Annotated in this window: 24 protein-coding genes; 12 read left to right on the forward strand and 12 right to left on the reverse strand. The window is 68.3% G+C overall.

All coding sequences use genetic code 11. The features are described from left to right. Window positions 1-3: 3 nt before the first annotated feature. Complete coding sequence (locus tag JL11_RS03120) at window positions 4-573, reverse strand: DUF1826 domain-containing protein (RefSeq protein WP_054764367.1); 570 nt, start codon at window positions 571-573, stop codon at window positions 4-6. Window positions 574-666: 93 nt separating this feature from the next. Here JL11_RS03120 and zigA point away from each other — a divergent pair, with 93 nt between their 5' ends. Then, a complete protein-coding gene (gene zigA / locus JL11_RS03125) occupies window positions 667-1,887 on the forward strand; it encodes a zinc metallochaperone GTPase ZigA (RefSeq protein ID WP_269464969.1) in 1,221 nt (406 codons plus the stop codon). A gap of 48 nt (window positions 1,888-1,935) precedes the next feature. Here zigA and JL11_RS03130 read toward each other — a convergent pair whose 3' ends face one another. Then, window positions 1,936-2,370: a hypothetical protein gene (locus tag JL11_RS03130; RefSeq protein WP_054764369.1), complete on the reverse strand. Its 435-nt coding sequence runs from the start codon at window positions 2,368-2,370 to the stop codon at window positions 1,936-1,938. A gap of 281 nt (window positions 2,371-2,651) precedes the next feature. Here JL11_RS03130 and groES point away from each other — a divergent pair, with 281 nt between their 5' ends. Both groES and groL read left to right on the forward strand, forming a co-directional pair. Continuing rightward, a complete protein-coding gene (groES, locus tag JL11_RS03135) occupies window positions 2,652-2,939 on the forward strand; it encodes a co-chaperone GroES (protein ID WP_054764370.1) in 288 nt (95 codons plus the stop codon). A 137-nt stretch (window positions 2,940-3,076) separates the two neighbouring features. After that, on the forward strand, window positions 3,077-4,723 hold the full coding sequence (groL, locus tag JL11_RS03140) for a chaperonin GroEL (protein ID WP_054764371.1): 1,647 nt from the start codon (window positions 3,077-3,079) through the stop codon (window positions 4,721-4,723). Between the two features lie 99 nt (window positions 4,724-4,822). Here the strand turns inward: groL and JL11_RS03145 are convergent, their stop codons facing one another. Beyond that, window positions 4,823-5,563: a glycosyltransferase family 2 protein gene (locus tag JL11_RS03145; protein ID WP_054764372.1), complete on the reverse strand. Its 741-nt coding sequence runs from the start codon at window positions 5,561-5,563 to the stop codon at window positions 4,823-4,825. 75 nt (window positions 5,564-5,638) lie between these two features. Between JL11_RS03145 and JL11_RS03150 the strand changes: the two genes are divergently transcribed. The 3 genes from JL11_RS03150 to JL11_RS03160 all read left to right on the forward strand — a co-directional run bounded on the left by JL11_RS03150 (window position 5,639) and on the right by JL11_RS03160 (window position 8,743). Continuing rightward, on the forward strand, window positions 5,639-7,342 hold the full coding sequence (locus JL11_RS03150) for an ArnT family glycosyltransferase (protein WP_054764373.1): 1,704 nt from the start codon (window positions 5,639-5,641) through the stop codon (window positions 7,340-7,342). After that, window positions 7,339-8,253, forward strand: coding sequence for a hydroxymethylglutaryl-CoA lyase (locus tag JL11_RS03155; protein WP_054764374.1), 915 nt, complete (start codon window positions 7,339-7,341; stop codon window positions 8,251-8,253). Before JL11_RS03150 ends, JL11_RS03155 begins: the two co-directional genes overlap by 4 nt. A gap of 67 nt (window positions 8,254-8,320) precedes the next feature. Continuing rightward, window positions 8,321-8,743, forward strand: a complete 423-nt coding sequence (locus tag JL11_RS03160; protein WP_054764375.1) for a hypothetical protein — start codon at window positions 8,321-8,323, stop codon at window positions 8,741-8,743. A 179-nt stretch (window positions 8,744-8,922) separates the two neighbouring features. Here JL11_RS03160 and JL11_RS03165 read toward each other — a convergent pair whose 3' ends face one another. From JL11_RS03165 to trhA, 3 genes are all read right to left on the reverse strand, one after another. Next, entirely contained in the window at window positions 8,923-9,285 is a 363-nt protein-coding gene (locus JL11_RS03165; RefSeq protein WP_054764376.1) for a hypothetical protein, read from the reverse strand. Further along, window positions 9,282-9,899 carry a polyhydroxyalkanoate synthesis repressor PhaR gene (gene phaR, locus JL11_RS03170; protein ID WP_054764377.1) on the reverse strand — a complete coding sequence of 206 codons (618 nt, stop codon included), beginning with the start codon at window positions 9,897-9,899 and terminating at the stop codon, window positions 9,282-9,284. The genes JL11_RS03165 and phaR overlap by 4 nt, the downstream gene beginning before the upstream one ends. 86 nt (window positions 9,900-9,985) lie before the next feature. Then, window positions 9,986-10,699, reverse strand: a complete 714-nt coding sequence (gene trhA, locus JL11_RS03175; RefSeq protein WP_054764378.1) for a PAQR family membrane homeostasis protein TrhA — start codon at window positions 10,697-10,699, stop codon at window positions 9,986-9,988. A 157-nt stretch (window positions 10,700-10,856) separates the two neighbouring features. Between trhA and JL11_RS03180 the strand changes: the two genes are divergently transcribed. Beyond that, window positions 10,857-12,032 carry an acetyl-CoA C-acetyltransferase gene (locus tag JL11_RS03180; RefSeq protein ID WP_054764379.1) on the forward strand — a complete coding sequence of 392 codons (1,176 nt, stop codon included), beginning with the start codon at window positions 10,857-10,859 and terminating at the stop codon, window positions 12,030-12,032. 191 nt (window positions 12,033-12,223) lie between these two features. On the opposite strand, the gene JL11_RS03185 is transcribed toward JL11_RS03180, so the two are convergent. Beyond that, window positions 12,224-13,828 carry a M20/M25/M40 family metallo-hydrolase gene (locus JL11_RS03185; protein WP_054764380.1) on the reverse strand — a complete coding sequence of 535 codons (1,605 nt, stop codon included), beginning with the start codon at window positions 13,826-13,828 and terminating at the stop codon, window positions 12,224-12,226. Between the two features lie 147 nt (window positions 13,829-13,975). Next, complete coding sequence (gene htpX, locus JL11_RS03190) at window positions 13,976-14,974, reverse strand: zinc metalloprotease HtpX (RefSeq protein ID WP_054764381.1); 999 nt, start codon at window positions 14,972-14,974, stop codon at window positions 13,976-13,978. Between the two features lie 93 nt (window positions 14,975-15,067). Between htpX and JL11_RS03195 the strand changes: the two genes are divergently transcribed. Together JL11_RS03195 and JL11_RS03200 are read left to right on the forward strand one after the other, a co-directional pair. Further along, a complete protein-coding gene (locus tag JL11_RS03195) occupies window positions 15,068-15,325 on the forward strand; it encodes a DUF1674 domain-containing protein (RefSeq protein WP_054764382.1) in 258 nt (85 codons plus the stop codon). A gap of 60 nt (window positions 15,326-15,385) precedes the next feature. Then, window positions 15,386-16,213 (forward strand): hypothetical protein, encoded by an 828-nt coding sequence (locus JL11_RS03200; protein WP_054764383.1) that lies wholly within the window; start codon window positions 15,386-15,388, stop codon window positions 16,211-16,213. On the opposite strand, the gene pyrF is transcribed toward JL11_RS03200, so the two are convergent. Then, on the reverse strand, window positions 16,214-16,945 hold the full coding sequence (pyrF, locus tag JL11_RS03205) for an orotidine-5'-phosphate decarboxylase (RefSeq protein ID WP_054764384.1): 732 nt from the start codon (window positions 16,943-16,945) through the stop codon (window positions 16,214-16,216). It lies immediately after the preceding gene. Between the two features lie 88 nt (window positions 16,946-17,033). On the opposite strand from pyrF, the gene JL11_RS03210 reads away from it, so the two are divergent. Continuing rightward, complete coding sequence (locus JL11_RS03210; RefSeq protein ID WP_054766783.1) at window positions 17,034-17,729, forward strand: MarC family protein; 696 nt, start codon at window positions 17,034-17,036, stop codon at window positions 17,727-17,729. A gap of 4 nt (window positions 17,730-17,733) precedes the next feature. Here the strand turns inward: JL11_RS03210 and JL11_RS03215 are convergent, their stop codons facing one another. After that, complete coding sequence (locus JL11_RS03215; protein WP_054764385.1) at window positions 17,734-18,144, reverse strand: metallopeptidase family protein; 411 nt, start codon at window positions 18,142-18,144, stop codon at window positions 17,734-17,736. A 128-nt stretch (window positions 18,145-18,272) separates the two neighbouring features. Here JL11_RS03215 and JL11_RS03220 point away from each other — a divergent pair, with 128 nt between their 5' ends. Further along, on the forward strand, window positions 18,273-20,645 hold the full coding sequence (locus tag JL11_RS03220) for a sensor histidine kinase (RefSeq protein ID WP_054764386.1): 2,373 nt from the start codon (window positions 18,273-18,275) through the stop codon (window positions 20,643-20,645). Window positions 20,646-20,659: 14 nt separating this feature from the next. Here JL11_RS03220 and JL11_RS03225 read toward each other — a convergent pair whose 3' ends face one another. Continuing rightward, a complete protein-coding gene (locus JL11_RS03225; protein WP_054764387.1) occupies window positions 20,660-21,886 on the reverse strand; it encodes an NAD(P)/FAD-dependent oxidoreductase in 1,227 nt (408 codons plus the stop codon). Window positions 21,887-21,949: 63 nt separating this feature from the next. Here JL11_RS03225 and greA point away from each other — a divergent pair, with 63 nt between their 5' ends. Further along, the gene (gene greA, locus JL11_RS03230) at window positions 21,950-22,429 is read left to right on the forward strand and encodes a transcription elongation factor GreA (protein ID WP_054764388.1); all 480 of its coding nucleotides are present in this window, start codon (window positions 21,950-21,952) and stop codon (window positions 22,427-22,429) included. 6 nt (window positions 22,430-22,435) lie between these two features. Here the strand turns inward: greA and JL11_RS03235 are convergent, their stop codons facing one another. After that, window positions 22,436-22,849 carry a helix-turn-helix domain-containing protein gene (locus JL11_RS03235; RefSeq protein WP_007390016.1) on the reverse strand — a complete coding sequence of 138 codons (414 nt, stop codon included), beginning with the start codon at window positions 22,847-22,849 and terminating at the stop codon, window positions 22,436-22,438. Window positions 22,850-22,865 lie beyond the last annotated feature (16 nt).

Here is a 22,865-nt window from a genome sequence, read left to right on the forward strand (position 1 = left end):
CGCTCACGCCGGCGCGGCGTCGATCGTCAAGACGCGCCGGGGGGATCGTCTCCCGGCCGGCGGCGAGCGGTGCAGAACCTCCGGAAACTCCGGCCAGGCCTCCCAGCCCGGCGCCGTGCCCTTCATGACGGCGACATCGCCGGGGTGAAGGGTGCGGACCCGACGACGCGTGCCGATCAGGCGCCCGTCAAGATCCTCGCCGATCTCGCCGGCGAAGGCCCATTCCGGCCCCGGCCCCTCATAGGCGACGATCAGGCGCACCGGCACGGCGTCCTGGTGAAACCGCGGGCAGGCGCGCCGGGTCACGGTCTCGCACCGCGCACGCCAGGCCTCGCATCCGCTGATCGTCGCCACGATCTCCGCCAGTCTTTCGATGTCCTGGAGAAACCACTCGGGCGCCGCACCCGATAGGGCGATCCAGCGCCCGTCGCATTCGGCGGTGAAATCGGCCGGGGGCGGGGCGTCCGGCGGCATGGGGCTGGGCCTCGACCAGATCGCCATCCGCACCTGGGGCTCGAACAGGGTGGTGAAGACCGTGGGCGCAAGCCCCTGGACGACAGCGCCGACCGCCATGGAAATCCTTGCTGACGAAGAACGTTATACTATAACGTAACTCTCATGGCCGCCGCTCACGGTCAAGCTGGCGCAGCCCTGTGGAGCCCTCTCGTGTCCGAATTCAAGAAACTGCCCGTCACCGTCCTGTCCGGCTTCCTCGGGGCCGGCAAGACGACCCTGCTCAACCACGTCCTGTCGAACCGCGAGGGTTTACGGGCGGCGGTGATCGTCAATGACATGAGCGAGGTGAACATCGACGCGGCCCTGGTGCGCGACGGCGGCGGGGCGGACCTGTCGCGCACCGAGGAACGGCTGGTGGAAATGTCCAACGGCTGTATCTGCTGCACCCTGCGCGAGGACCTGCTGATCGAGGTCGGCAAGCTGGCGCGCGAGGGACGGTTCGACTGTCTGCTGATCGAGTCGACCGGAATCTCCGAACCCATGCCGGTCGCCGCCACCTTCGACTTCCGCGACGAGGACGGCTTCAGCCTGTCGGATCTGGCCCGGATCGACACCATGGTGACCGTGGTGGACGCCTTCAACTTCCACCGCGACTATCCCTCGACCGACCGGCTGAAGACGCGCGGCGAGCATCTCGGCGAGGACGACGAGCGCACGGTCGCCAATCTGCTGATCGACCAGATCGAGTTCGCCGACGTCATTGTGCTGAACAAGTGCGACCTGCTCGATGCGACGCAGCTGGGGGTGCTGAAGGCGATGATGACCCAGTTCAATCCCCGCGCCCAGATCCTCGAGGCGGTGCGCGGGGCCGTCGCCCTGGATCAGGTCATCGGCACGGGCCTGTTCGACATGGAACGAGCCGAACAGGCCGCCGGCTGGTCCCAGGCCCTGCGCGGCGAGGTGACGCCCGAGACCGAGGAATACGGCGTCTCGACCTTCGTCTATCGGGCGCGCAGACCCTTTCATCCCCGGCGCTTCTACGACCTGCTGAAGCGCGAATGGCCCGGCGTCTGGCGCTCCAAGGGCTTCTTCTGGCTGGCCAGCCGGATGGACTATGTCGGATCCTGGAGCCAGGCCGGCGCGGTGACGGAACATGAATGGGGCGGCCTGTGGTGGGCCTCGGCCCCGCGCGAGCGCTGGCCCGACGACAACCCCGAATGGCTGAAGGCCATCGAGGCCGTCTGGCGACAGCCCTACGGCGACCGTCGTCAGGAGATCGTCCTGATCGGCAAGGACATGAACCGCGACCTGCTGACCTCCCTGTTCGACGCCGCCCTCCTGACCCGGTTCGAGATGGAGCGCGGACCCAAGGGCTGGGCCAGGCTGGAGGATCCCTTCCCGCATTGGGGGCCGCGTCGGAACGCGGCATGACAAAAGGGGCGCCTCGATCGGCGCCCCTTCGTCATTCAGGCCTGTTGCCTACCAGCGGCGATCATAGCGGTAGTCGCGGCGGTCGTCCCGGCGATCGTAACGCTGCTCCCGACGCCAGTCGCGATAATCGCGGCGCTGCTCCCAGCGCGGATCGCGGCTGTTGATGCCGTGTTCGCGCTCCCAGTGGCCTTGGTTCCGGTAGCAGCGGCCGCCGCGGTAGTATTCGCAGCCCGAACCCCGGTTGGTCGCCACGGCGCCCAGGGCGGCCCCGGCCAGGGCGCCTCCGGCGATATAGCGGCCGTCGCCGTTGCCGTAGAGGGCGCCGGCCAGACCGCCGACGGCGGCGCCGATCAGGGCGTTCTTGGCGCTGTCGTCGTCGCGGTCGCGATCACGATAGGACTGGGCCGAGGCGGGTGCGGCCGTCAGGCTCAGGGCCATGACGGGCGCGGCGGCGACAGCGATGATCTTCGGCATCTTCGACATGGTCGATCTCCTTCTTCATTGCCCGATTGCGGTCCTTCACCGGATTGCGTCGAGCGTTGAAGCGGTTTTAGCCGGCCCAGTTTGAACCTCCCCGGCGCCTCGCGTTCATTTCGGGTTCATTTGTCTCTGAAGTTTCGCGCAGGCGTCGCTTGACGCCCGCACCCTCTCTGCCTAACTCCCGCTCGCGTTAGCACTCTCCCCTGCCGGCTGCTAAACGGCGACGGGGAAGGGCTGACCCATTGTTCAAATCGCCCCATTCGGGGGATCAAGGGAGACAACCGATGGCGTTTCGTCCGCTCGGCGACCGCGTGCTGGTCAAGCGCGTTGAAGAAGAATCCAAGACCAAGGGCGGGATCATCATCCCCGACACCGCCAAGGAAAAGCCCCAGGAAGGCGAAGTCGTCGCCGTCGGCCCCGGCGCCCGCGACGACTCGGGCAAGGTCAACGCCCTGGAGCTGAAGGCCGGCGACCGCATCCTGTTCGGCAAGTGGTCGGGCACGGAAGTGAAGATCGACGGCGAAGACCTGATCATCATGAAAGAGTCGGACGTGCTTGGAGTGCTGAGCTAAGGCTCAGCCCTCAGTGGCGAGTGATCAGTGGCGAGTGGCGAGCAGGTTTCCGGACGAAACCGCCGCCGTCGCCCCAATCTCAGATCCTCGCCACTCGCCACTAACCACTCGCCACTCACACAAAAGGAGCTGCCCGCATGGCCGCTAAAATCGTACAGTTCAACACCGACGCGCGCGACAAGATGCTGCGCGGCGTCAACGTCCTCGCCAACGCCGTCAAGGTGACCCTGGGTCCGAAGGGTCGCAACGTCGTGATCCAGAAGTCCTTCGGCGCCCCGCGCTCGACCAAGGACGGCGTCTCGGTCGCCAAGGAAATCGAGCTGGAAGACGCCTTCGAGAACATGGGCGCCCAGATGATCCGCGAAGTCGCTTCGAAGACGAACGACAAGGCGGGCGACGGCACCACCACCGCGACCGTCCTGGCTCAAGCCATCGTGCAAGAGGGCCTCAAGGCCGTCGCCGCCGGCATGAACCCGATGGATCTGAAGCGCGGCATCGACAAGGCCGTCGGCCTGGTGCTGGAAGAGGTCAAGACCAACTCCAAGCCCGTTTCCAACAACTCGGAAATCGCCCAGGTCGGCACCATCTCGGCCAACGGCGACTCCGAAATCGGCGAGCTGATCGCCCAGGCCATGGCCAAGGTCGGCAATGAGGGCGTGATCACCGTCGAAGAAGCCAAGACCGCCGACACCACCGTCGACGTCGTCGAAGGCATGCAGTTCGACCGCGGCTATCTGAGCCCCTACTTCATCACCAACGCCGACAAGATGGAGGCCGTTCTCGAAGAGCCGCTGATCCTGCTGTTCGAGAAGAAGCTGACCTCGCTGCAGGCCATGCTGCCGATCCTGGAAGCCGTGGTGCAGTCGGGCCGTCCGCTGCTGATCATCGCCGAGGACATCGAAGGCGAAGCCCTGGCCACCCTGGTGGTCAACAAGCTGCGCGGCGGCCTGCGCGTCGCCGCCGTCAAGGCGCCGGGCTTCGGCGACCGCCGCAAGGCCATGCTGGAAGACATCGCCATCCTGACGGGCGGCCAGGTCATCTCGGAAGACCTGGGCATCAAGCTGGAGAGCGTCACGCTCGACATGCTCGGCAAGGCCAAGAAGGTCTCGATCACCAAGGACGACACCACCATCGTCGAAGGCGTGGGTGAGAAGGCCGACATCGAAGCCCGCGTGGCCCAGATCAAGCGCCAGATCGAAGACACCACCTCCGACTACGACAAGGAAAAGCTGCAGGAACGTCTGGCCAAGCTGGCCGGCGGCGTCGCGGTTCTCCGCGTCGGCGGCTCGACCGAAGTCGAAGTGAAGGAAAAGAAGGACCGCGTCGACGACGCCCTGAACGCCACCCGCGCCGCGGCTGACGAAGGCATCGTTCCCGGCGGCGGCATCGCCCTGTTGAAGGCCTCCAAGATCCTGGCCGACGTCAAGGGCGACAACGCCGACCAGAACGCCGGCATCGCCATCATCCGTCGCGCCCTGCAGGCCCCGATCCGTCAGATCGCCGAAAACGCCGGCGTCGAAGGCTCGATCGTGGTCGGCAAGGTGCTGGAGAACAACGACGCCTCCTTCGGCTTCAACGCCCAGACGGAAGAATACGGCGACCTGGTCAAGATGGGCGTCATCGACCCCGCCAAGGTCGTCCGCACGGCCCTGCAAGACGCCGCTTCGGTGGCCGGCATCCTGATCACCACGGAAGCCGCCGTCGCCGACGCCCCCAAGAAGTCGGGCGGCGCCGCCGCTCCTGACATGGGCGGCATGGGCGGCATGGGTGGGATGGACTTCTAAGTCCAAGCCTTCCGACGCTGAAATGCAGAAGGGCGGGACCGCGAGGTCCCGCCCTTTTCTCTTGTCGCGCCCGTTCTGTGAGCGTCTGGATTATCGCGCTCAGAATTCGGAGATCGCGCCCGGCCGGCGCGACCGGCTCTTCAGCCACATGACGCCCAAGAGATCGGCGAAGGCGACCTTCAGCCGGCCCCAGTTGGTGTATTTCGACCGGCCCGTTTCGCGGTGCCGGTGATCGACGTCCAGATACTGGTTTCGGTAACCCTCGCGGATCATCAGGGCCGGCAGATAGCGGTGGATGTGATCGAAATAGGGAAGCCGCAGGAAGACGTCGCGGCGAAAGGCCTTCAGCCCGCAGCCGGTGTCGTCGGCGTCGTCGCCCAGCAGTCGACGACGGATGCGGTTCGCCCAGACCGAGGCCTGGCGTTTGGCGGCGCTGTCCTGGCGCTTGGCCCGTCGCCCGCCGATCAGACCGACGTCTGCGGGGGCCGCAAGCAGGGCGTCCACCAGCCGGGGCGCATCGGCCGGCGGGTTCTGACCGTCGCCGTCCATCGTCACCACCACCGATCCCCGCGCCGCCAGCACCCCGGTGCGCACCGCCCGGCTCTGGCCCGCATTGGTTCCGTGGGCCAGAACCCGCAAGGTCGGCAGTTCGGCCATGGCCGCCTTCAGCTCGGCCAAGGTCGCGTCCCTGGAGGCGTCGTCGACGAAGATCATTTCATAGGACCGGCCGGCGAAGGCGGCCGCGATTTCACGCGCCAGGGGCACGGCGGCGCCGGCCTCGTCGTGAACGGGAACCACGACGGAGATCTGGGGCGCGTCAGGAGCGATTTGGGCGGTCATGCCGCTCCATAGACGAGATCGACGGCTTAGGGGAGACGGCTGACGCCGGCCCGGTCCCCGTGTAAGGAGTCTCTCATGAAGAGCTTCGATCTGGATCGCCGCATCGCCGGCTGGAGAGGCCCCCTGCTGGCGGCCCTGTTGACGCTGGTCGCCGGCCTGCCGGGCCTGCTGCTCCTGCCGCCGCTGGATCGGGACGAAAGCCGCTTCGCCCAGGCCACCGTCCAGATGCTGGAGAGCGGCGACTATGTGGACATCCGCTTCCAGGACGAGCCGCGCTGGAAGAAGCCGGTCGGCATCTATTGGCTGCAGGCCGCCGCCGTCGCCCTGACCTCGGACCCCGAGGATCGCGAGATCGCCCCCTATCGGATCCCCTCTCTCCTGGGGGCCATGCTGGCCGCCTGGGCTGTCGCCTGGGCGGGTTCGGCCCTGCTGGGCGCGCGCGTCGGCTTCTTCGGCGGCGCGATCATGGGGGCGACCTTCCTTCTGTCCACCGAGGCCGGGATCGCCAAGACGGACGCCATGCTGTGCGGCGCCACCACCCTGGCCATGGCCGCCCTGGCGCGAATCTATATGGCGACCCGAGCCGGGGAACGACCGATCCGGCCCCACAAGCTTCTGTTCTGGCTGGGCCTGGGGCTGTCGATCCTGATCAAGGGGCCGATCGGCCTTCTGGTCGTGGCCCTGGCGATCCTGGCCCTGTCGATCTGGGACCGGGACGTCCGCTGGCTGGGCCGGCTGGGCTGGGGCTGGGGCCTGCCGCTGGTGGCCCTGATGGTCGGCCCCTGGGCGATCGCCATCACCATAGCCACCGACGGGGGCTTCTGGCGCGAAGCCATCGGCGGCGACCTGGCGCCCAAGATCGCCGGGGCCCATGAAAGCCATTCCGGCTTCCCGGGAATGTATGTGCTTCTCGCGCCCCTGCTGTTCTTCCCCTCGACCCTGCTGCTGCCTGCCGCGGTCGCGACCGGCTGGTCCCGTCGGGCCGAACCGGCCATCCGCTTCCTGGTCTGCTGGCTGGTTCCCGGCTGGCTGATGTTCGAACTGGCCCCGACCAAGCTGTGGCACTACACCCTGCCGACCTTCGGCGCCCTGGCCCTTTTGGCCGCCGCCGCCCTGGCCCGGCCGATCGGCAAGGTCTCGCGGATCACCGGCGCGGTCCTGGCGGTGTTCGCCGCCGTCCTGATCTGCGGCATCACCGTCTATGGCTTGACCGTCTACGGCACCTCGACGGCCCAGACCTGGGCGGCCCTGACGGTCGGTTCGGCCCTGGCGGCCGCAGCCGTCGGCGGTTTTCTGCTGCTGAACCGGGCGCCGGCGGCGGCGCTCGTCGCCTCCCTGGCCTTTGGGATCGTGGCCCACGCCGCCCTGTCGGGCACGATCCGGCAGCTGCGTCCCCTGGCCATCGCACCTCGGCTGGAAAAGACCCTGGAGGCGGCCGACCTGCATCCCCGCCAGGGCCGCACGCCCGGACCGGTCGCCATCACCGGCTTCCATGAGCCCAGCTTCGTCTTCCTGACGGGTCGGGACACGGATCTGACGGACGCCCAAGGCGCCGCCCGCGCCCTGGCCGAAGGGCGGCCGGCCATCGTCGAAGGGCGAGACGCCGACGCCTTCCGCGCCGCCGCCGGGCGGCTGGGTGTGGCGGGCCGGGCGGTCGGCGTGGTGCGGGGCTACAACTATTCCGCCGGAGACGAGGTGAGCCTGACCGTCTATGCGCCCCCGCCCCGCACGGCGGAGCCTGCGACGCAAGCCGCCCCCGCGACGGCGGCGACGCGATGAGCCGCCTCATCCAGATCGTCGAGGTCGGGCCCCGTGACGGGCTTCAAAACGAAAAGGCCGTGCTGGACCCCGCCGTCCGCGCCGAGCTGGTGCGGCGGCTGGAGGCGGCCGGAGCCCGGCGGATCGAGGCCGTCTCCTTCGTCCATCCTAAATATGTGCCGCAGATGGCCGGGGCGGAAACGGTGATGGCGGCCCTGCCTCACGAAGCCGGACGCAGCCGCATCGGTCTGGTGCTGAACGGCCGAGGCTATGATCGCGCCCTGACCACGGCCGTGGACGAGGTCAATGTCTCGCTTTCCGCCACCGACGGCTTCGGCCTGAAGAACCAGGGCCTGGCCGTCAAGGACCAGCTGGCTATGCTGGGCGAGATCGTCGCCCGCCGTCACAACAGCCAGACGTCCGACGTTGTCCCCTCTCTGTCGGCGACCCTGTCATGCGTCTGGGGCTGTCCGTTTGACGGAGAAGTCTCGGTTCAGCAGGTCGGCGACCTTGTGGGGGCGATCGGCGCCTTGGGCGTCGGTGAAATCGCCCTGGCCGACACCATCGGCGCCGGAGATCCCTGGGCGGTGACGCGCAAGGTCGAGGCCGCCCGCCGGGCGGCGCCGGAGGCGCGCCTGCGCCTGCATTTCCACGACACGCGCAACACCGGCCTGGCCAACGCCTATGCCGGCGTGGAGGCGGGGGTGGACGTGTTGGACGCCTCGGTCGGCGGCATCGGCGGCTGTCCCTTCGCGCCCGGCGCCACCGGAAACATCGCCACCGAAGATCTGGTCTATATGCTGGAGCGCGCGGGTTTTCAGACCGGCTATGATCTGGACGCCCTGATCGAAACGGCGCGCTGGATCGGTGCGGTGCTCGGCCGCCCCGCCCCGTCCGCCCTTAGCCGGGCAGGCGGCTTTCCCCGCAGGTGACGAACGGACGCAATAGGGTTAATCAGACTTAAGAAGCGCAGCCGTTGCGCCGGGGAGAGGAGCCGCCATGCTGATCGCCATACCCCTGCTGCTGATCCCGGTGGTCCTCTACAATATCGTCGTGCTGTTCGGCGCAGACGGAAACGGCGGCATGAGCCAGGCCGACGCCCTGCTGCGTGATCCGCTGTTCTCCATTCCCATGGCGTCAGGGGCCCAGTGGAATGTGGGCTCGGGCGACCTGATCCTGTTCGTCGGCCTGATCCTGCTGTTCTTCGAACTGGTGAAATCGACGTCGAGCCAGAGGGTGGCCATCGTCAATCACGCCCTGTCGATGGTCCTGTTCATCATCGTCCTGGTCGAATTCCTGCTGATCCGCGGCTTCGCCACCTCGACCTTCTTTCTGATCGTGGTGATGATCCTGCTGGACGTGCTGGCCGGCTTCATCGTGACCATCATCGCGTCGCGCAAGGATTTCGACCTAGCCAACTGACGGCCGGTGCGCGGGGCGGCGAAAAGACGATTTAGGAAAAGGCGGTGAAGATCAGCGCCACGACGGCGACGTCGAAGACCTTGGCGGCGAGGCTGAGGGCGGCGGGCATGGTGTGTCCTGGCGGAGGCGTTTCGATACGCCTTCAGCAAGTTCCGTGCCGCCCGACGCCTAACGCCCGATCAGACGTCGGTCTTGGACGCGCGCCCGACCGGCGGCCGTCGCTCGGCCTCGCCCGAATACTCAGCCCCCAAATAGGCGGCGCGCGCGGCGTTCAGAACCGGAGGACCGCCCTTCAGGCCGCGCCTTTGCCCCTTCTGGCCCATCTGCTGGGCCACAAAGGCCGCCGCGCCGGGTTCGCCGGCCGTATGGACGGCAGGTCTTGCCGAGGACCCCGTTGCAGCCTCGGCCTCAGCCTCGGTCAGCGGCGCCGGGACCAGGGCCTTGGCCGCCGCCTGCTGAGCGCGCCGTTCGCGCTCGCGCCTTTCACCTTCGCGGCGATCCACGCGCTCAGGTCCGCTGACCGCCTGGATCCGATCGGTCATTTCGGCTTGGACTCGGCGAGACGGTCGATCTGGGCGCGCATTTCGTCCATCTGGCGGCGCATCTCCTCCAGGGCGTCGCTGTCTGCGGCCGCCTTGGTTTCCGCCGCCGGCGGGGCGGCCGTCTCGCTTCGGCCATAGCCGAAGCCGGGGAACATCTGCATCGCCCGTTCGAACACGGCCATATTGGTCTTGGCCGCCTCCTCGATCAGGGTCGCGCCGGCGCCGGCGCCGAAGGCCCGGCTCATCTGACTGGCGAACTGCTCCTGCTGACGGCTGAAGTTGGTCAGGGACATTTCCAGATAGGAGGGCAGAACGCCCTGCATCGAGCCGCCGTAGAAGCCGATCAGCTGACGCAGGAACTGGACCGGCAGCAGGGCCTCGCCCCGGCTTTCCTCTTCGAAGATGATCTGCGTCAGGATCTGGCGCGTCAGGTCGTCGTTGGTCTTGGCGTCATAGACGACGAACTCGGTCCCCTCGCGCACCATGGCGGCAAGGTCGTCCAAGGTCACATAGGTGCTGCTGCGCGTATTGTAGAGACGCCGGTTCGCATACTTCTTGATGACGACCTGATCGCCTTCGCCGGTCTTTCCGCCCTTGATGTTTTCGTCAGCCACGCTTGTTCTCGCGATTTTGCAACGCGCCACTATCGTCCGTTGCGGCGCGAAGCGCTAGAGGCTGATCCCAAGCGCGCCGCAAGGCCTCAGTGGCTCATCGCCGGGGCCAGTACGACCCCGACCAGGACGGCCGTCCAATGCACCGTCGCCCCGGTGACGACGAAACCGTGCCAGATGGCGCGGCGGAACGGCACCTTCGGGCTGATGAAGACCAGCACCCCGGCCGTATAGATCAGCCCGCCCAGAACCAGCAGGGCCAGGGCGACGGGGTGGACCGTCTCCACCATTGGCTTCAGAGCTGCGACGGCCAGCCAGCCGAAAACGACATAGACCGCGCTCCAGAACCGGTCGGATATGCGCGGCGCGAACAGCTTCACCCCGGCGCCCACGAAGGCCAGGGTCCAGATCAGGGCGGTGAAGCCGATCGACCAGAGACCTTCGAACCTCTGGGTGGTGAAGGGGGTGTAGCTGCCGGCGATCATCAGGAAGATGGCCGCCTCATCCAGGCGGCGAAGCACCGGACGGGCCGCGCACGGGTTGGTCCAGTTATACAGGGTCGAGGCGGTCAGCATGCCGATCAGGCACAGGGCGTAGATGGCCGTGGCCAGAACGCCTCCGACCCCCGTATAGACCCCTGCCAAGCCCGCCAGAACGACGCCGCCGACGGCCGCCAGCATCAGACCCACCGCATGGACCCAGAGGTCCGCCAGCCTTTCGGCCCGGGTCTGATAGTGCTCGATCATGTCCAGCTCGTCCGGCGTGCAGACATGGGTGACAAGGCGTTTCAGCGTTCCCAGCATGGCCAATCAAATCCAAGATCGTCCCTATCGTTCCGACAGAATGCGCCGTCAGGATGACGAAGGACTGAATCCGGCGCGGTGTTTCGTCCGCTAGGTGACGAAGCCGCCCATATGCGGCAAAAGAGCCACTCGATAATTCCGCAGAGAGTGAAATCCCATGACCGAGGTCGTCATCGTCTCCGCCGCCCGCACCCCCGTCGGGTCGTTCCTCGGCGCCCTGTCGTCCTTGCCCGCCTCCAAGTTGGGCGAGATCGCCATCAAGGCGGCGCTGGAGCGGGCCGGGGTCGCGGGTGATGAGGTGGACGAGGTGATCCTGGGCCATGTGCTTCAGGCTGCGGCCGGCCAGGGCCCGGCGCGTCAGGCGGCGGTCGGCGCCGGCGTGCGCCAGTCCGCCCCGGCCTGGAGCCTGAACCAGATCTGCGGTTCGGGCCTGCGGGCCGTCGCCGTCGCCGCCCAGCAGATCGCCCTGGGCGACGCCGGGATCGTGGTCGCCGGCGGACAGGAGAGCATGAGCCAGGCGCCCCACGCCCAGCAGCTGCGCACGGGCCACAAGATGGGCGACGTCGCCCTGATCGACACCATGATCAAGGACGGGCTGTGGGACGCCTTCAACGGCTATCACATGGGCCAGACCGCCGAGAACATCGCCGACAAATGGGGCATCACCCGCGAGGCCCAGGACGAGTTCGCCCTGGCCAGCCAGCACAAGGCCGAGGCGGCGCAGAAGGCCGGCAGATTCGCCGAGGAGATCGCCCCGGTGGTCATCCCCGGCAAGAAGGGCGACGTGGTCGTGGACCAGGACGAATACATCCGCCACGGCGCCACCCTGGAGCTGATGCAGAAGCTGCGGCCCGCCTTCGCCAAGGACGGCAGCGTCACCGCCGCCAACGCCTCGGGCTTGAACGACGGCGCCGCCGCCCTGGTGCTGATGAGCGCCGAAGAGGCGAAGGCGCGGGGGCTTGAGCCCCTGGCCCGCATCGCCGCCTCCGCCACCGCCGGGGTCGATCCGTCGATCATGGGCACGGGGCCGATCCCCGCCTCGAAGAAGGCGCTGGAAAAGGCGGGTTGGACGGTCGCGGATTTGGACCTGATCGAATCCAACGAGGCCTTCGCCGCCCAGAGCCTGTGCGTGGTCAAGGAGCTGGGCCTCGACCCGGCCAAGGTCAACGTCAACGGCGGCGCCATCGCCATCGGCCACCCCATCGGCGCCTCGGGCGCGCGCATCCTGACCACGCTTCTGTTCGAGATGAAGCGGTCCGGCGCGAAGAAGGGCCTCGCCACCCTGTGCATCGGCGGGGGAATGGGCGTGGCGATGTGCGTGGAGCGGGGGTGACCTGAAACTTCCTTCTCCCTTTGGGAGAAGGTGGCCGCGAAGCGGACGGATGAGGGACAGGCGGTGCGCCAAGTCGCACCCACCGAACCCTCACCCTTCGGCTGCTTCGCGCCGCCCTTCGGATCGCACAAAGACGACGGCTCCGCCGCCGTGTGCTCAAGCCCTCTCCCGCCGGGAGAGGGAGTCCAACTTCAGTCCGCCGGATATTCGAAGGGATCGGTCGGCGTCGGCTCGGTCGGCAGGGGCATGCGCGGCAGGGGCTCGTCGCGGTTGGCCGCGTTCAGCAGGAAGCTGGCCAGGATAATCGCCGCCTGACGCATGTCCTCCGGCTTCAGGTGGTCATAGCTGTCGATACTGGTGTGGTGCAGGCGGCTGGAATAGTCGAGCGGATCCTGAATGAACTGATACCCCGGCACGCCGACCGTCTGCATATAGACGTGGTCGGTGCCGCCCGAAGGGCGCAGGGACACGGTGGTCGCCCCCATGCTGGCGAAGGGCGCAAGCCATTCCTGGAAGATCGGGACTGCGGCCACATTGCCCTCGGCGTTGATGCCCCGAATCTTGCCCGAGCCGTTGTCCAGGTTGAAATAGGCGACCAGATCCCGATAGCCTTCGCGCGGCTCGATCGGCCAGCGGCTGCGCCAGGTTCGGTTGTTCGGCAGGTTCGCCAACGCTGGATCGTTCGAGGGCGCGCGAGTGGCCAGATGCCTGTCGACATAGGCCAAAGAGCCCAGGATGCCCTGTTCCTCGCCGCTCCATAGGGCGAAACGGATGGTGCGTTTGGGCCTCACGTTCAGGGTCTTAAGGATGCGTGCGGCCTCCATGACCACTGCGCTGCCGGCGGCGTTGTCCACCGCTCCGTCCGAAGCGACCCAGCTGTCCAGATGGGCGCCCGCCATGACGTATTCGCTGGTTCCCCCGCTGCCGGGGATGTCGGCCAGGATGTTGTAGGCGTTGACGTCCTCGTCATGGAACTGGACCTCGCTCATCAGTTCCAGCGTGGGCGGCGTATCGGTCAGGGCCAGTCGGGCCAGACGACGATAGTCCTCAGCCGCCAGCTCCATGCCCGCCAGCTTGGGCGTCGCGCCGACCTGATAGGTATAGCCCGTGCCGTGCAGCAGGCCGCCGTCCCGCTGGGAAATCCTCACCCAGGCCAGGGCGCCCTGTTCGACCAGGAAGGCGTCGAGCCGCGCCGCGAAATCGGCCGTCTTCAGCTGACGCTCGATCGCAGCGGGCGAATACTGGGGTTGGACATAGGTGTTGCGCTCGGCCAGCTCGGCGCTGGTCCAGCGTTTGAAGGCCGGCTCGGTCGGTTCGGACCCCGTGCCGGGCTGGGACAGCATGACGATCTTGCCCGACAGCTTGCCCCGCCATTTGTCGAAATCCTCGACCTTGGAGATCGGCGCCACGATGACGCCGCCGCTGATCACCCCGTTGGTCGAAGGCGTCCAGGCCACCGGAATGGCCCTCAGGTCCAGCGGCCGCGGGGCCGTCATGCGGGCGCTGGAGCGGACGATGGACCAGCCCCGCCCGAACTCGAACCCTTCGGCCCGGACGTTCGACAGGCCCCAGTCGCGGAACTGCTGTTGGGTCCAGCGTTCCGCCTCCCGCATCTGCGGCGAATTGGTCATTCGCCCGCCGATCCGATCCGTCAGATAGGCGGCCGTCTGCATCACCTGGCTGTGGTTCAGCCCCTGGTCGATGATGCCGTTGACGGTGGTCCGGTTGACGGACTGGGCCGCGACCGGCGTGGCCAGAAGAGCGGCGGCGGAAACGAAGGCGAGCAGACGCGACATAGGACCCCCTGATTGGCTTAGAGCATGATCGTTTCGGACGGAACCGCTTCGCGGTTCCGACAGAAGCGTGAATCATGCTCTCGCTTCAATCTGCTATCTGACGGAATCCTCGACTGAAGTGCAAATCCAAAAGGCCCGGCGCGACGCTCAACCCCAGGGACCGCGCGGTTCGGCCGGCGTGGCGGGCACGCCAGTCGTCAGGCGCCGATGCGTCGCGGGGACCGCCGAGAGCGGAACCGCCGGGGCGGACGCGGGCGCCGCCTGGCGCGGCCGCATCCCCATCTTCGCGCCCAGCTCCACCAGAGCCCGAACGCGATTTCCGGTCGCCGGGTGGGTCGAGAACAGACTGTCCGCCCCGCGCCCGGCCAGGGGGTTGATGATGAACAGCTGTCCGGAGGCGGGATTGCGCTCGGCCGTCGGATTGTGGATCCGCTTGGCGTAGGCCTCGATCTTCTGCAGGGCGGAGGCCAGGGCGTGAGGGTCATTGGCGATCTCCGCCCCGACGCGATCGGCCTCATATTCGCGGCTGCGCGAGATCGCCATCTGCACCAGGCCGGCCGCCATGGGCGCCAGGATCATCAGGGCCAGGGTTCCGATAAGGCCGCCCGAACCGCTTTCCTGGCGCTCGCGGTCGTCGCCGCCCTGGAAGAACAGGGCGAAATTGGCCAGGGCGGCGATGGCCCCGGCGATGGTGGCCGTCACCGTCATGATCAGGGTGTCGCGGTTCTTCACATGGGCCAGCTCGTGCGCCATCACGCCGCGCACCTCGTCGCGGGTCAGCATGTCCAGAAGACCGGTGGTGGCGCAGACGGCGGCGCGTTCAGGGTTCCGGCCGGTGGCGAAGGCGTTGGGCTGGTCGCTGGGGATGATGGCGACCTGGGGCTGGGGCAGGCCGGCGTCGCGCGCCATCTGGCGCACGTCGGCGACATAGTTGCGGACCACCGCATTGGGATGCTGCTCATCGACCGGCTGGGCCCGGTACATCTTCATGACGATCTTGTCGGCGTTCCAATAGCTGAACAGATTCATGCCGCCGGCGAAGACCAGGGCGATCGCCATGCCGGTCGCGCCGCCGATCAGATAGCCGAGCCCCGCGAAAAGGGCGGTGAGGGCGGCCAGAAGAATGAAGGTCTTCAGATGGTTCATCGTCGTTCCGGGACCGTCGGCGGCTTTTTGTGGCGTCGCGGCTTTGATCGACTATTTGAGGCCATGAGCCGCCGTCCTCAAGGGAGCCGACCTGTGACCGAACATCCCACCCCCGATCCGGCCGAAGCTGCGGCGGAGGATGGGGAAACCCCCGCCTTCAACCAGGACGTCCCCCACGCCACGCCCGAAAGACCGCTGAGCACGGTCGCCCGCCGCGCCCTGCTGGAGGCGGCCGAACGCCGCATGGCCGAGGAGGGCGCGGCGGCCGAAACCGAATACGGCGGTCCGACGGGGCCTGAACCGACCCGCTACGGCGATTGGGAGAAAAAGGGCCTGGCCGTCGATTTCTGACGGGCGACGACGGCGCGACAATTGCCGAGACAAGACTTAGGTCAAGGAGTCTGTCCCGCAATGACACAGCCCATCATCGCCGCCGCGTCTGCGGTCCTCCTGCTTTCCGCCGCACCCGCTCTGGCGGGCGGTCCTTCCGGCGCTCACGGCGGCGGCTGTGGAGGCTGCGGCGGCGGGCATCAGGGCGGACACCCCGGCGGCGGTCATTACGGCGGCGGCCACAACAGCAACGTCAATGTGAACGTGAATGCGAATGCGGGGGCCAACGCCTCGGCCTACGCCGGGGCTTCGGCCTATTCGGCGATCAACGCCCGCGCCTATTCCCAGTCGTCCAGCTTCAGCCGTCACGGCGGAGGCGGGGGCGGGGTCGTTTATGTCGGGGGCGGCTATGCCGAGGGCGGCGCCGTCGGCGGGAGCTATGCGTCCGCCCCGGCGGTGGTCTTCGTGGGGCCTGCGCCCGTCAGCGCCCCTGTCGGCTATCCGGTCTATGGCTTCGGTCGCGACTATATCGGCTGGCGCCCCTATCGGCCTCAGCCGCCGATCGACTGCGGCTGCCGCCCGCCGTATCCCGGTCACGACCGCGAGATGCGCTACGAGGATCGGCGCGACCTGAGCCGCCGAGACGCCTATGAGGCGCACGTCTACGAAGAGCGCGCCTATGAAGAGCGGGCCTATGAGGCGGGCGGCTATTATAGGGAGGAAGGGTCCGTTCCGGCGCCGACGCCCTATGTCGAATACCCGCCGATCTACGGGGAGCCTGAACCCCTGCCGCCGCCTCCCCCTCCGCCGCCGACGGACTATTACGGCGACCTGCCGCCGCCCGGCAATGTTCCGCCGCAAGCCCCGCCCCGCCAGTACTACGCCCAGGAACCGGGCGAGCGCGGCTGATCAGATCAGGGCGATGCTTTCGGCGACGGCCAGGGCGGCGGCGCGGGGGTCGGCCGCCGCCGTGATCGGCCGGCCGATCACCAGATGGGTGGCGCCGGCCTGAAGCGCAGCCTCGGGCGTGGCGGCGCGGGCCTGATCGTCCAGGGCCGACCCCGCAGGCCGAACGCCGGGCGTCACGATCAGAAAGTCGGGCCGGCCGGCGGCCTGTGCGATCTCGCGCACCCGGGCCGCCTCCTGCGGGCTGGAGACCACCCCGTCGATCCCCGCCTCAAGCGCCTGCCGCACACGCAGCTCCACCAGTTCGGCCGGCGACAGACTGTGGTCGTCCGCCGCCAGATCCTCGGCCGTCAGGCTGGTCAGAACGGTCACGCCCAAAACCTTGAGCCCTGATCCGGCCACGCCCCGCGCCGCCGCCGCCATGACCTGGGGCCGGGCGTGGACGGTCAGGAGGTCGCAACCCGAGGCCGCCAGATTCGCCGCCGCCTTTTCGACCGTCGCGCCGATGTCGTGCAGCTTCCAGTCCAGAAACACCTTGCGGCCCTCGGCCTTCAGGTCGCGCGCCAGCTCCATGCCGCCGACGGCGAACAGCTGCAGTCCGATCTTGTAGAAGCCCGCCGCATCCTGAACCCGCCCGACCAGGGCGGCGGCCTCTGCGACCGTCGGCACGTCCAGGGCGCAGATGATCCGTTCGTCGGGACCGCGATTGGGGGCGACGGTTTGGACCTGGGTCATCGACGGACTCGCGCTGAGCGGCTATGCCGGGACGCTGAAGGTGCGTCGGCGCGGCCGGCGTGTTGAATTTCAAGAGCGAGGCGAGGCGATGAACGCGGTCGATCTGGGTGTCAACCTGTTCGTGACCCTGTTCGCCCTGTTGGACCCGATCGGCAATCTGCCGATCTTCGCCGCCGCGACCGCCGGGGCCACCCTGCGTCAGCGGATCTCGGTCTCGGCCCTGATCTGCCTGTTCGCCATGCTGTTCCTCAGCTTCTTCCTGTTCACGGGCCTGGGCCTGCTGCAGTTCTTCGGCATTTCCCTGGCGGCCTTCCGCATCGCCGGGGGCATTTTGCTGCTGTTCCTGGGGCTGGACATGGCGCGCGGGGACTTTCTGGCGATGTTCGCCGACAAGGACGCCTTGAGCGACAGCAAGGATGTGCGCGGCTACGCCCGCCGGCGGTTCCAGCGTCTGGTCGTGCCCTTCGCCATCCCGCTGATGATCGGTCCGGGCGCCATCTCGGCCGTGATCATCAATGCGGGCGAGGCCGCTCAACTGGGTTACGCCGGCATGGCGGGCTCGGTCGTCGCCATCGCCGCCGCCTGCGTCGTCTCCTGCATCTGTTTCGCCCTCACCGGCTATCTGAGCCGGGTGCTGGGCGAAGTCGGCATGGCCATCATCGTCAAGGTGCTGGGCCTGATCCTGTGCGCCCTGGCCATCCAGTTCATCCTGCTGGGCCTGGGCGAAGCCATCCCCGGCATGATCTCCGGCGCCGTGACCACCCCCTACCCCGCCGCCTCCTGACGATTCAGTCGGCGGCGTCCTCGATGGCGTGGATGTCGTCGTCGGACAGGCCGAAATGATGGCCGATCTCGTGGATCAGAACATGGGCGATCAGTTCGGCCAGGCCCACGTCGCCGCGCTCGCACCATTCGTCCAGTATGGGGCGGCGATACAGGAAGATCCGCGAAGGCTCCGGCGCCGGCCCCAGACTGTCGCGCCGCCCGATGTCCACGCCGTAATAGAGGCCGGTCAGTTCGAAGGGGTCTTCGATCTCCATCTCGGCCAGGGTCTGTTCGTCGGCGAAGTCGTCGATGCGGAACACCACCTCCCCCGCCGCCGCCCTGAATTCGGCCGGCAGGGCGTCGAAGGCCTGACCGGCCAGACGCGCGAAATCGTCCAGAGAGGGGGCGAAAAGGTCGGGAGCGGGCTCTGTCATCCGTCCGCTATCGCCCCGGTCGGCGGGGCGCGCAACGGGGCGCGATGACGCGATCGGAGGGTCTGACTTTTTCGTGCTGCATTGAGGTATGGTAAAGGCGAATCAGGGCGCGGGACCCAAGGACAAGAATGGCCGAGGCCGACATCGCCTATGTCGCCACTGCAGGCGCAGCCGGACTGGCCTTGGGTGTCAGCGCCTGGGCCTTGCGGCTGCGCGCGCGTCTGAGCGCCGCCGCCGCCGCCGCCGAGCGGGACCGTGACGCCGCCCAGGCCGATCTGAGCCGCCACGACAGCATGTTGCGCGCCTTCGACGACGTCAGCCTGGCCTTGACGGCCGAAGGCGAGGCGAGCGGCGCGCCCATCGGCCCCGCCGAACTGATCGCCCGACTGACCGCCTCGGACGCCGCCGCGGGGTCGGGCATGGATCAAGGCGAGGCGGGCGAGGCCATACTGACGCGGCTGAGGTTGAGCCATGCGGTTTCGATCGACGCCCTGGTCGAGGCCGGAAAGGCGTTCGAGAGCTTGATCGATCTCGGCGACGTCGAGCCTTGGCGCGTCGAAGGCCGGGTCGCCGGCGGGGTGGCCTGGCTGCGCCTGTCGCCGGCGTCGCGCGTGGTCCTGACCGGAGCCGATGCGACCGAGAGCGGCCTGTCTCTGCTGGGCGACGCCTCGCCGATTCCGACCTGGATCGTGGACGGCGCCGGACGACTGGCCTGGGCCAACCGCGCCTGGCTGACCGAGATCGGTGCCCAGACGGTGGATGAGGCGCTGGACAAGGGCCTGTCGTTCGACCGCGGGGCCGACGCCCTGATCGCCGAGGCGGGCCGGCTGGGGCTGCGTCAGGAAGGGTTCCGCTGGACGACCGGCGGCGGCCATCGCCGGGCCTGGCGGATCATCGCCGAACCGGCGGCCGGCGGCGCCGTGACCGCCTTCGCCATCGAGGTGACGGAGGCCGAAGAGACCCGCGACACCCTGCGCCGCCACGTCGACGCCCACGACGAGACGCTGAACCACCTCGCCGATGCGGTCGCCATCTTCGGCCCCTCCAAACGCCTGGCCTTTCACAACACCGCCTTCCAGACCCTGTTCGACCTGGACCCCGCCTGGCTGGACGAACGGCCGACCCATGCCGAGCTGCTGGACCGGCTGCGCCAGCGCCGCCGCCTGCCGGAGGTCGTGGACTACGCCGGATGGAAGGCCCGCGAACTGGAATTCTACGGCGCGTCCCAGGCCGCGCCGGACGACAGCTGGTCCCTGCCCGACGGGCGGACGCTCCGGGTCGTGCGCCAGCCCCATCCGCTGGGCGGCATATTGCTGATCTTCTCGGACATCACCGACGAACTGAATCTGCGCAGCCGGTTCAACGCCCAGATCCAGGTGCAGAGGGCGACGCTCGACAAGCTGAACGACGCCGTCGCCGTCTTCGGCTCGGACGGACGGCTGCGGCTGCACAATGAAGCCTTCGAAAGCTTCTGGCGTCTGCCCAGCGATCGGATCGCCGCCTCGATCGACTTCGACGCCCTGGCCGAACTGTGCAAGGCCGTCCTGCCCGATCCGGCCCTGTGGCTGGGATTGAAGGCCCGCGTCGCCGATCCGGACCCCGAAAGCCGCATCGCCATCTCGGGCGAGGGGCGCACGATCGACGGCCGCATCGCCGCCTGGCAGACCCGCCCCCTGCCGGACGGCGCCACCCTGGTCGCCTTTTCCGACGTGACGGCCCGTCGGGGCCTGGAACAGGCCCTGGTTCAGCGCGAACAGGCCCTGGCGGAAAGCCAGGCCTTGAAGCGCGAGTTCGTGGGCAATGTCTCCTATGAACTCCGCACGCCTTTGACGACGATCGTCGGCTATTCCGAACTTCTGGAGACGATGGGCGATCTGCCCGAGCGCAGCCGCCAGCATGCGGGCGCCATCCGCGTCGCCGCCGTCCAGCTGGCCCGCTCGATCGACGACGTTCTGGACATGGCCCAGATCGACGCCGGCGAGATGGAGCTGTCGCTGGGCGACGTCCGGGTCTGCGACCTGCTGAACGAGGCGGCCGAAAAGGTCCGGCCCAAGGTCGAGGGGCGCGGCGCCGTCCTGACCGTCGCCTGCGCCGCCGATCTCAGCCCCATTCGGGCCGACGAGCACCGGATCGGCCAGGCCCTGGATCATCTGCTGGAAAACGCCGCCCGCGCCGTTTCCGAAGGCGGGGCCGTCACCCTGACGGCCGAGGCCGGCGCGTCGGAGGTACGGCTGACCGTTTCCGACACCGGCCGCGGCATCCCCTATCATCTGCAGGCCCATGTGTTCGATCGCTTCGTCCGGCGCGAGCGGGGCGGACCGGGCGTCGGCCTGGCCCTGGTCAAGGCCCTGGTCGAACTGCACGGCGGCTGGGCCGAGGTGGAAAGCGAACCCGGAAAGGGCGCCGCCTTCATCCTTCATCTGCCGCTGGGCGCGGCCACCACCGCCGCCCCGCCGGAACTCCAGTTGGATCGGCCGCAAGCCGTCGAGACGGCCGACTGAGCCGGAGCCGTCTCTCAGCCCTTCGACGCCAACCAGTCGAGCAGGCCGCGCGCGGCCGCGACGCCTGAGGCGAAACTGGCCTGAAGCAGATAGCCGCCGGTCGGCGCCTCCCAGTCCAGCATCTCGCCCGCGACGAAGACGCCCGGCCTGGCGATCAACATCGAGCGGGCGTCCACCGCCTCCAGCGCCACCCCGCCCGCCGTGGAGATGGCCCGCTCCAGCCCTTGGAACCCCGTCAACCGCAAGGGCGCGGCCTTGATGCGCTGCGCCAGGCTGAGAGGATCGGCCGGCAGGGGGCCGGTCTCGCGCAGGAGGGCGACGGCCAGAGGGTCCAGTTTCGCCGTCTTGCGCAGATGGGTGGCCACACTGGCCTTGGCCCGCGGCCGCGCCAGGCGCTCCGCCAGCTGTTCGACCGTCAGGCCGGGCTTCAGATCAAGGTGGATTTCGACCTGACCGTCGGCCTCGATCGCCTCACGCAGGGCCGCGGACAGGGCGTAGATCGCCCCGCCTTCCAGTCCATAGCGCGTGAGCATGACCTCGCCCGGGACCGTCCGATCCTTCAGGCGGACCGAGACAGGCTTCAGAGGCCGCCCGGCGAACCGCGCGCGAAAGGCGGCGGACCAATCCACGTCAAAGCCGACATTGGCGGGGCGGAAGGGGGCGACGGCCACGCCCTCGGCCTCCAGCCACGGCTTCCAGTCGCCGTCCGACCCCAGGCGCGGCCAGCTGGCGCCGCCCAGGGCCAGGACGACGGCGTCAGGCCGCTCTCGCCGCTCGCCGTCAGGCGTTTCGAACACTAGATCCGCCCCCGACCAGCCGATCCAGCGCGACCGGGTGCGGATTTCGACGCCCAGCCCTTCCAGACGCGCCAGCCAGGCGCGGAGCAGGGGCGAGGCCTTCATGGCGCGCGGGAAGACGCGCCCGCTGGAGCCGACGAAGGTCGGCTGGCCCAGGCCCTCGACCCAGGCGATCAGATCATCCGGCCCGAAGTCGGCGATCCAAGCCCTCGCTGTTTCAGCCGCCGGGCCGTACCGGCCCAGAAAACGCTCCATCGGCTCCGAATGGGTCAGGTTCAGACCGCCGCGCCCCGCCATCAGCAGTTTTCGCGCCGGAGACGGCGTCTGTTCATGCACCACGACCTTCAATCCCGCCTGGGCCAGGCGTTCGGCGGCCGTCAGGCCGGCCGGTCCGGCGCCGATCACATGGATCGCGGGCTCGGCTTGACGGTCGGATTGGGTCATCGCCCCGCTTTGCCCGCTCGCCGCGACGCTGGCTATAGGGGGCGGGATGGTTATGTTCGGCCGATGAGCGTCGCCTTCACCCGAGAAGAAGATCTGGAAGCCACCGCCGCCGACTTGGCGGACCGGCCGATCTCGCCCCACCCCAATCTGGTCACGGCCGAAGGCCTGGCCCAAATCGAGGCCGAACTGGCCTCGGCGCGCGCCGCCTACGCCGCCGCCCAGATCAAGGGGTCGATCGAAACCGATCGGACCGCCATGGCGCGCGCCACCCGCGATCTGCGCTACTGGTCGGCCCGCAGGGCGTCGGCCCAGCTGGTGGAGCCGGGCGAGGCCGACGGGCGCGTTCGTTTCGGCGGTCCGGTCCGCATTGAGCGCGACGACGGGCGATCCCAGACCTGGCGCATCGTCGGCGAGGACGAGGCCGATCCCGCGAAGGGTTCGGTCAGCCATGTGTCGCCGCTGGCCCGCGCCGTTCTGGGCCGGCGCATCGGCGACGAGGTGGTGGTGGCGGGCCGGACGGTGGAGATCACGGCCGTCGGCTGACCGCCTTCAGCTCGGCTTTTCGGCGGCGTCTCCCAGCATCTCGCGGATCATGTCCAGGATCAGCTTCTGATTTCGCAGGGGCAGATGCGGCGCCAGACGGGCGATCTCGACACTGTGTTTGGTCATCCGGGGCTCGTGGTCGAAGGCGGGCGCCTCCTCCTCGCCCACGCCGGCCTGGGCCACGCGAAAGCCCGAAAAGAAGTAGGGAATCTCCACCTTCATGAAGTCGGCCATTTCGAACAGTTTCGAGGCCGAGACGCGGTTCGTGCCCTTCTCGTACTTCTGAACCTGCTGGAAACTGACGCCCAAGGCGCGCGCCAGGGCGCTTTGGGTCAAACCCAGGCCCAGACGCTTCTCCTGAACGCGGCGGCCGACGTGGATATCGACGGGATGGGGCTCCTCGAGTTTTTCGCGCGCCATCCCGATTGCCCTCGTC

Source organism: Brevundimonas sp. DS20 (assembly GCF_001310255.1).
GTDB lineage: Bacteria > Pseudomonadota > Alphaproteobacteria > Caulobacterales > Caulobacteraceae > Brevundimonas > Brevundimonas aurantiaca.

Bases quoted from the DNA above. Each gene is read 5' to 3' on its own strand.
- JL11_RS03120 (WP_054764367.1), bottom strand. From the start codon at position 573: ATGGCGGTCGGCGCTGTCGTCCAGGGGCTTGCGCCCACGGTCTTCACC.
- JL11_RS03130 (WP_054764369.1), bottom strand. From the start codon at position 2,370: ATGTCGAAGATGCCGAAGATCATCGCTGTCGCCGCCGCGCCCGTCATG.
- groES (WP_054764370.1), top strand. From the start codon at position 2,652: ATGGCGTTTCGTCCGCTCGGCGACCGCGTGCTGGTCAAGCGCGTTGAA.
- groL (WP_054764371.1), top strand. From the start codon at position 3,077: ATGGCCGCTAAAATCGTACAGTTCAACACCGACGCGCGCGACAAGATG.
- JL11_RS03145 (WP_054764372.1), bottom strand. From the start codon at position 5,563: ATGACCGCCCAAATCGCTCCTGACGCGCCCCAGATCTCCGTCGTGGTT.
- JL11_RS03150 (WP_054764373.1), top strand. From the start codon at position 5,639: ATGAAGAGCTTCGATCTGGATCGCCGCATCGCCGGCTGGAGAGGCCCC.
- JL11_RS03155 (WP_054764374.1), top strand. From the start codon at position 7,339: ATGAGCCGCCTCATCCAGATCGTCGAGGTCGGGCCCCGTGACGGGCTT.
- JL11_RS03160 (WP_054764375.1), top strand. From the start codon at position 8,321: ATGCTGATCGCCATACCCCTGCTGCTGATCCCGGTGGTCCTCTACAAT.
- JL11_RS03165 (WP_054764376.1), bottom strand. From the start codon at position 9,285: ATGACCGATCGGATCCAGGCGGTCAGCGGACCTGAGCGCGTGGATCGC.
- trhA (WP_054764378.1), bottom strand. From the start codon at position 10,699: ATGCTGGGAACGCTGAAACGCCTTGTCACCCATGTCTGCACGCCGGAC.
- JL11_RS03180 (WP_054764379.1), top strand. From the start codon at position 10,857: ATGACCGAGGTCGTCATCGTCTCCGCCGCCCGCACCCCCGTCGGGTCG.
- JL11_RS03185 (WP_054764380.1), bottom strand. From the start codon at position 13,828: ATGTCGCGTCTGCTCGCCTTCGTTTCCGCCGCCGCTCTTCTGGCCACG.
- htpX (WP_054764381.1), bottom strand. From the start codon at position 14,974: ATGAACCATCTGAAGACCTTCATTCTTCTGGCCGCCCTCACCGCCCTT.
- JL11_RS03200 (WP_054764383.1), top strand. From the start codon at position 15,386: ATGACACAGCCCATCATCGCCGCCGCGTCTGCGGTCCTCCTGCTTTCC.
- pyrF (WP_054764384.1), bottom strand. From the start codon at position 16,945: ATGACCCAGGTCCAAACCGTCGCCCCCAATCGCGGTCCCGACGAACGG.
- JL11_RS03210 (WP_054766783.1), top strand. From the start codon at position 17,034: ATGAACGCGGTCGATCTGGGTGTCAACCTGTTCGTGACCCTGTTCGCC.
- JL11_RS03215 (WP_054764385.1), bottom strand. From the start codon at position 18,144: ATGACAGAGCCCGCTCCCGACCTTTTCGCCCCCTCTCTGGACGATTTC.
- JL11_RS03220 (WP_054764386.1), top strand. From the start codon at position 18,273: ATGGCCGAGGCCGACATCGCCTATGTCGCCACTGCAGGCGCAGCCGGA.
- JL11_RS03225 (WP_054764387.1), bottom strand. From the start codon at position 21,886: ATGACCCAATCCGACCGTCAAGCCGAGCCCGCGATCCATGTGATCGGC.
- greA (WP_054764388.1), top strand. From the start codon at position 21,950: ATGAGCGTCGCCTTCACCCGAGAAGAAGATCTGGAAGCCACCGCCGCC.
- JL11_RS03235 (WP_007390016.1), bottom strand. From the start codon at position 22,849: ATGGCGCGCGAAAAACTCGAGGAGCCCCATCCCGTCGATATCCACGTC.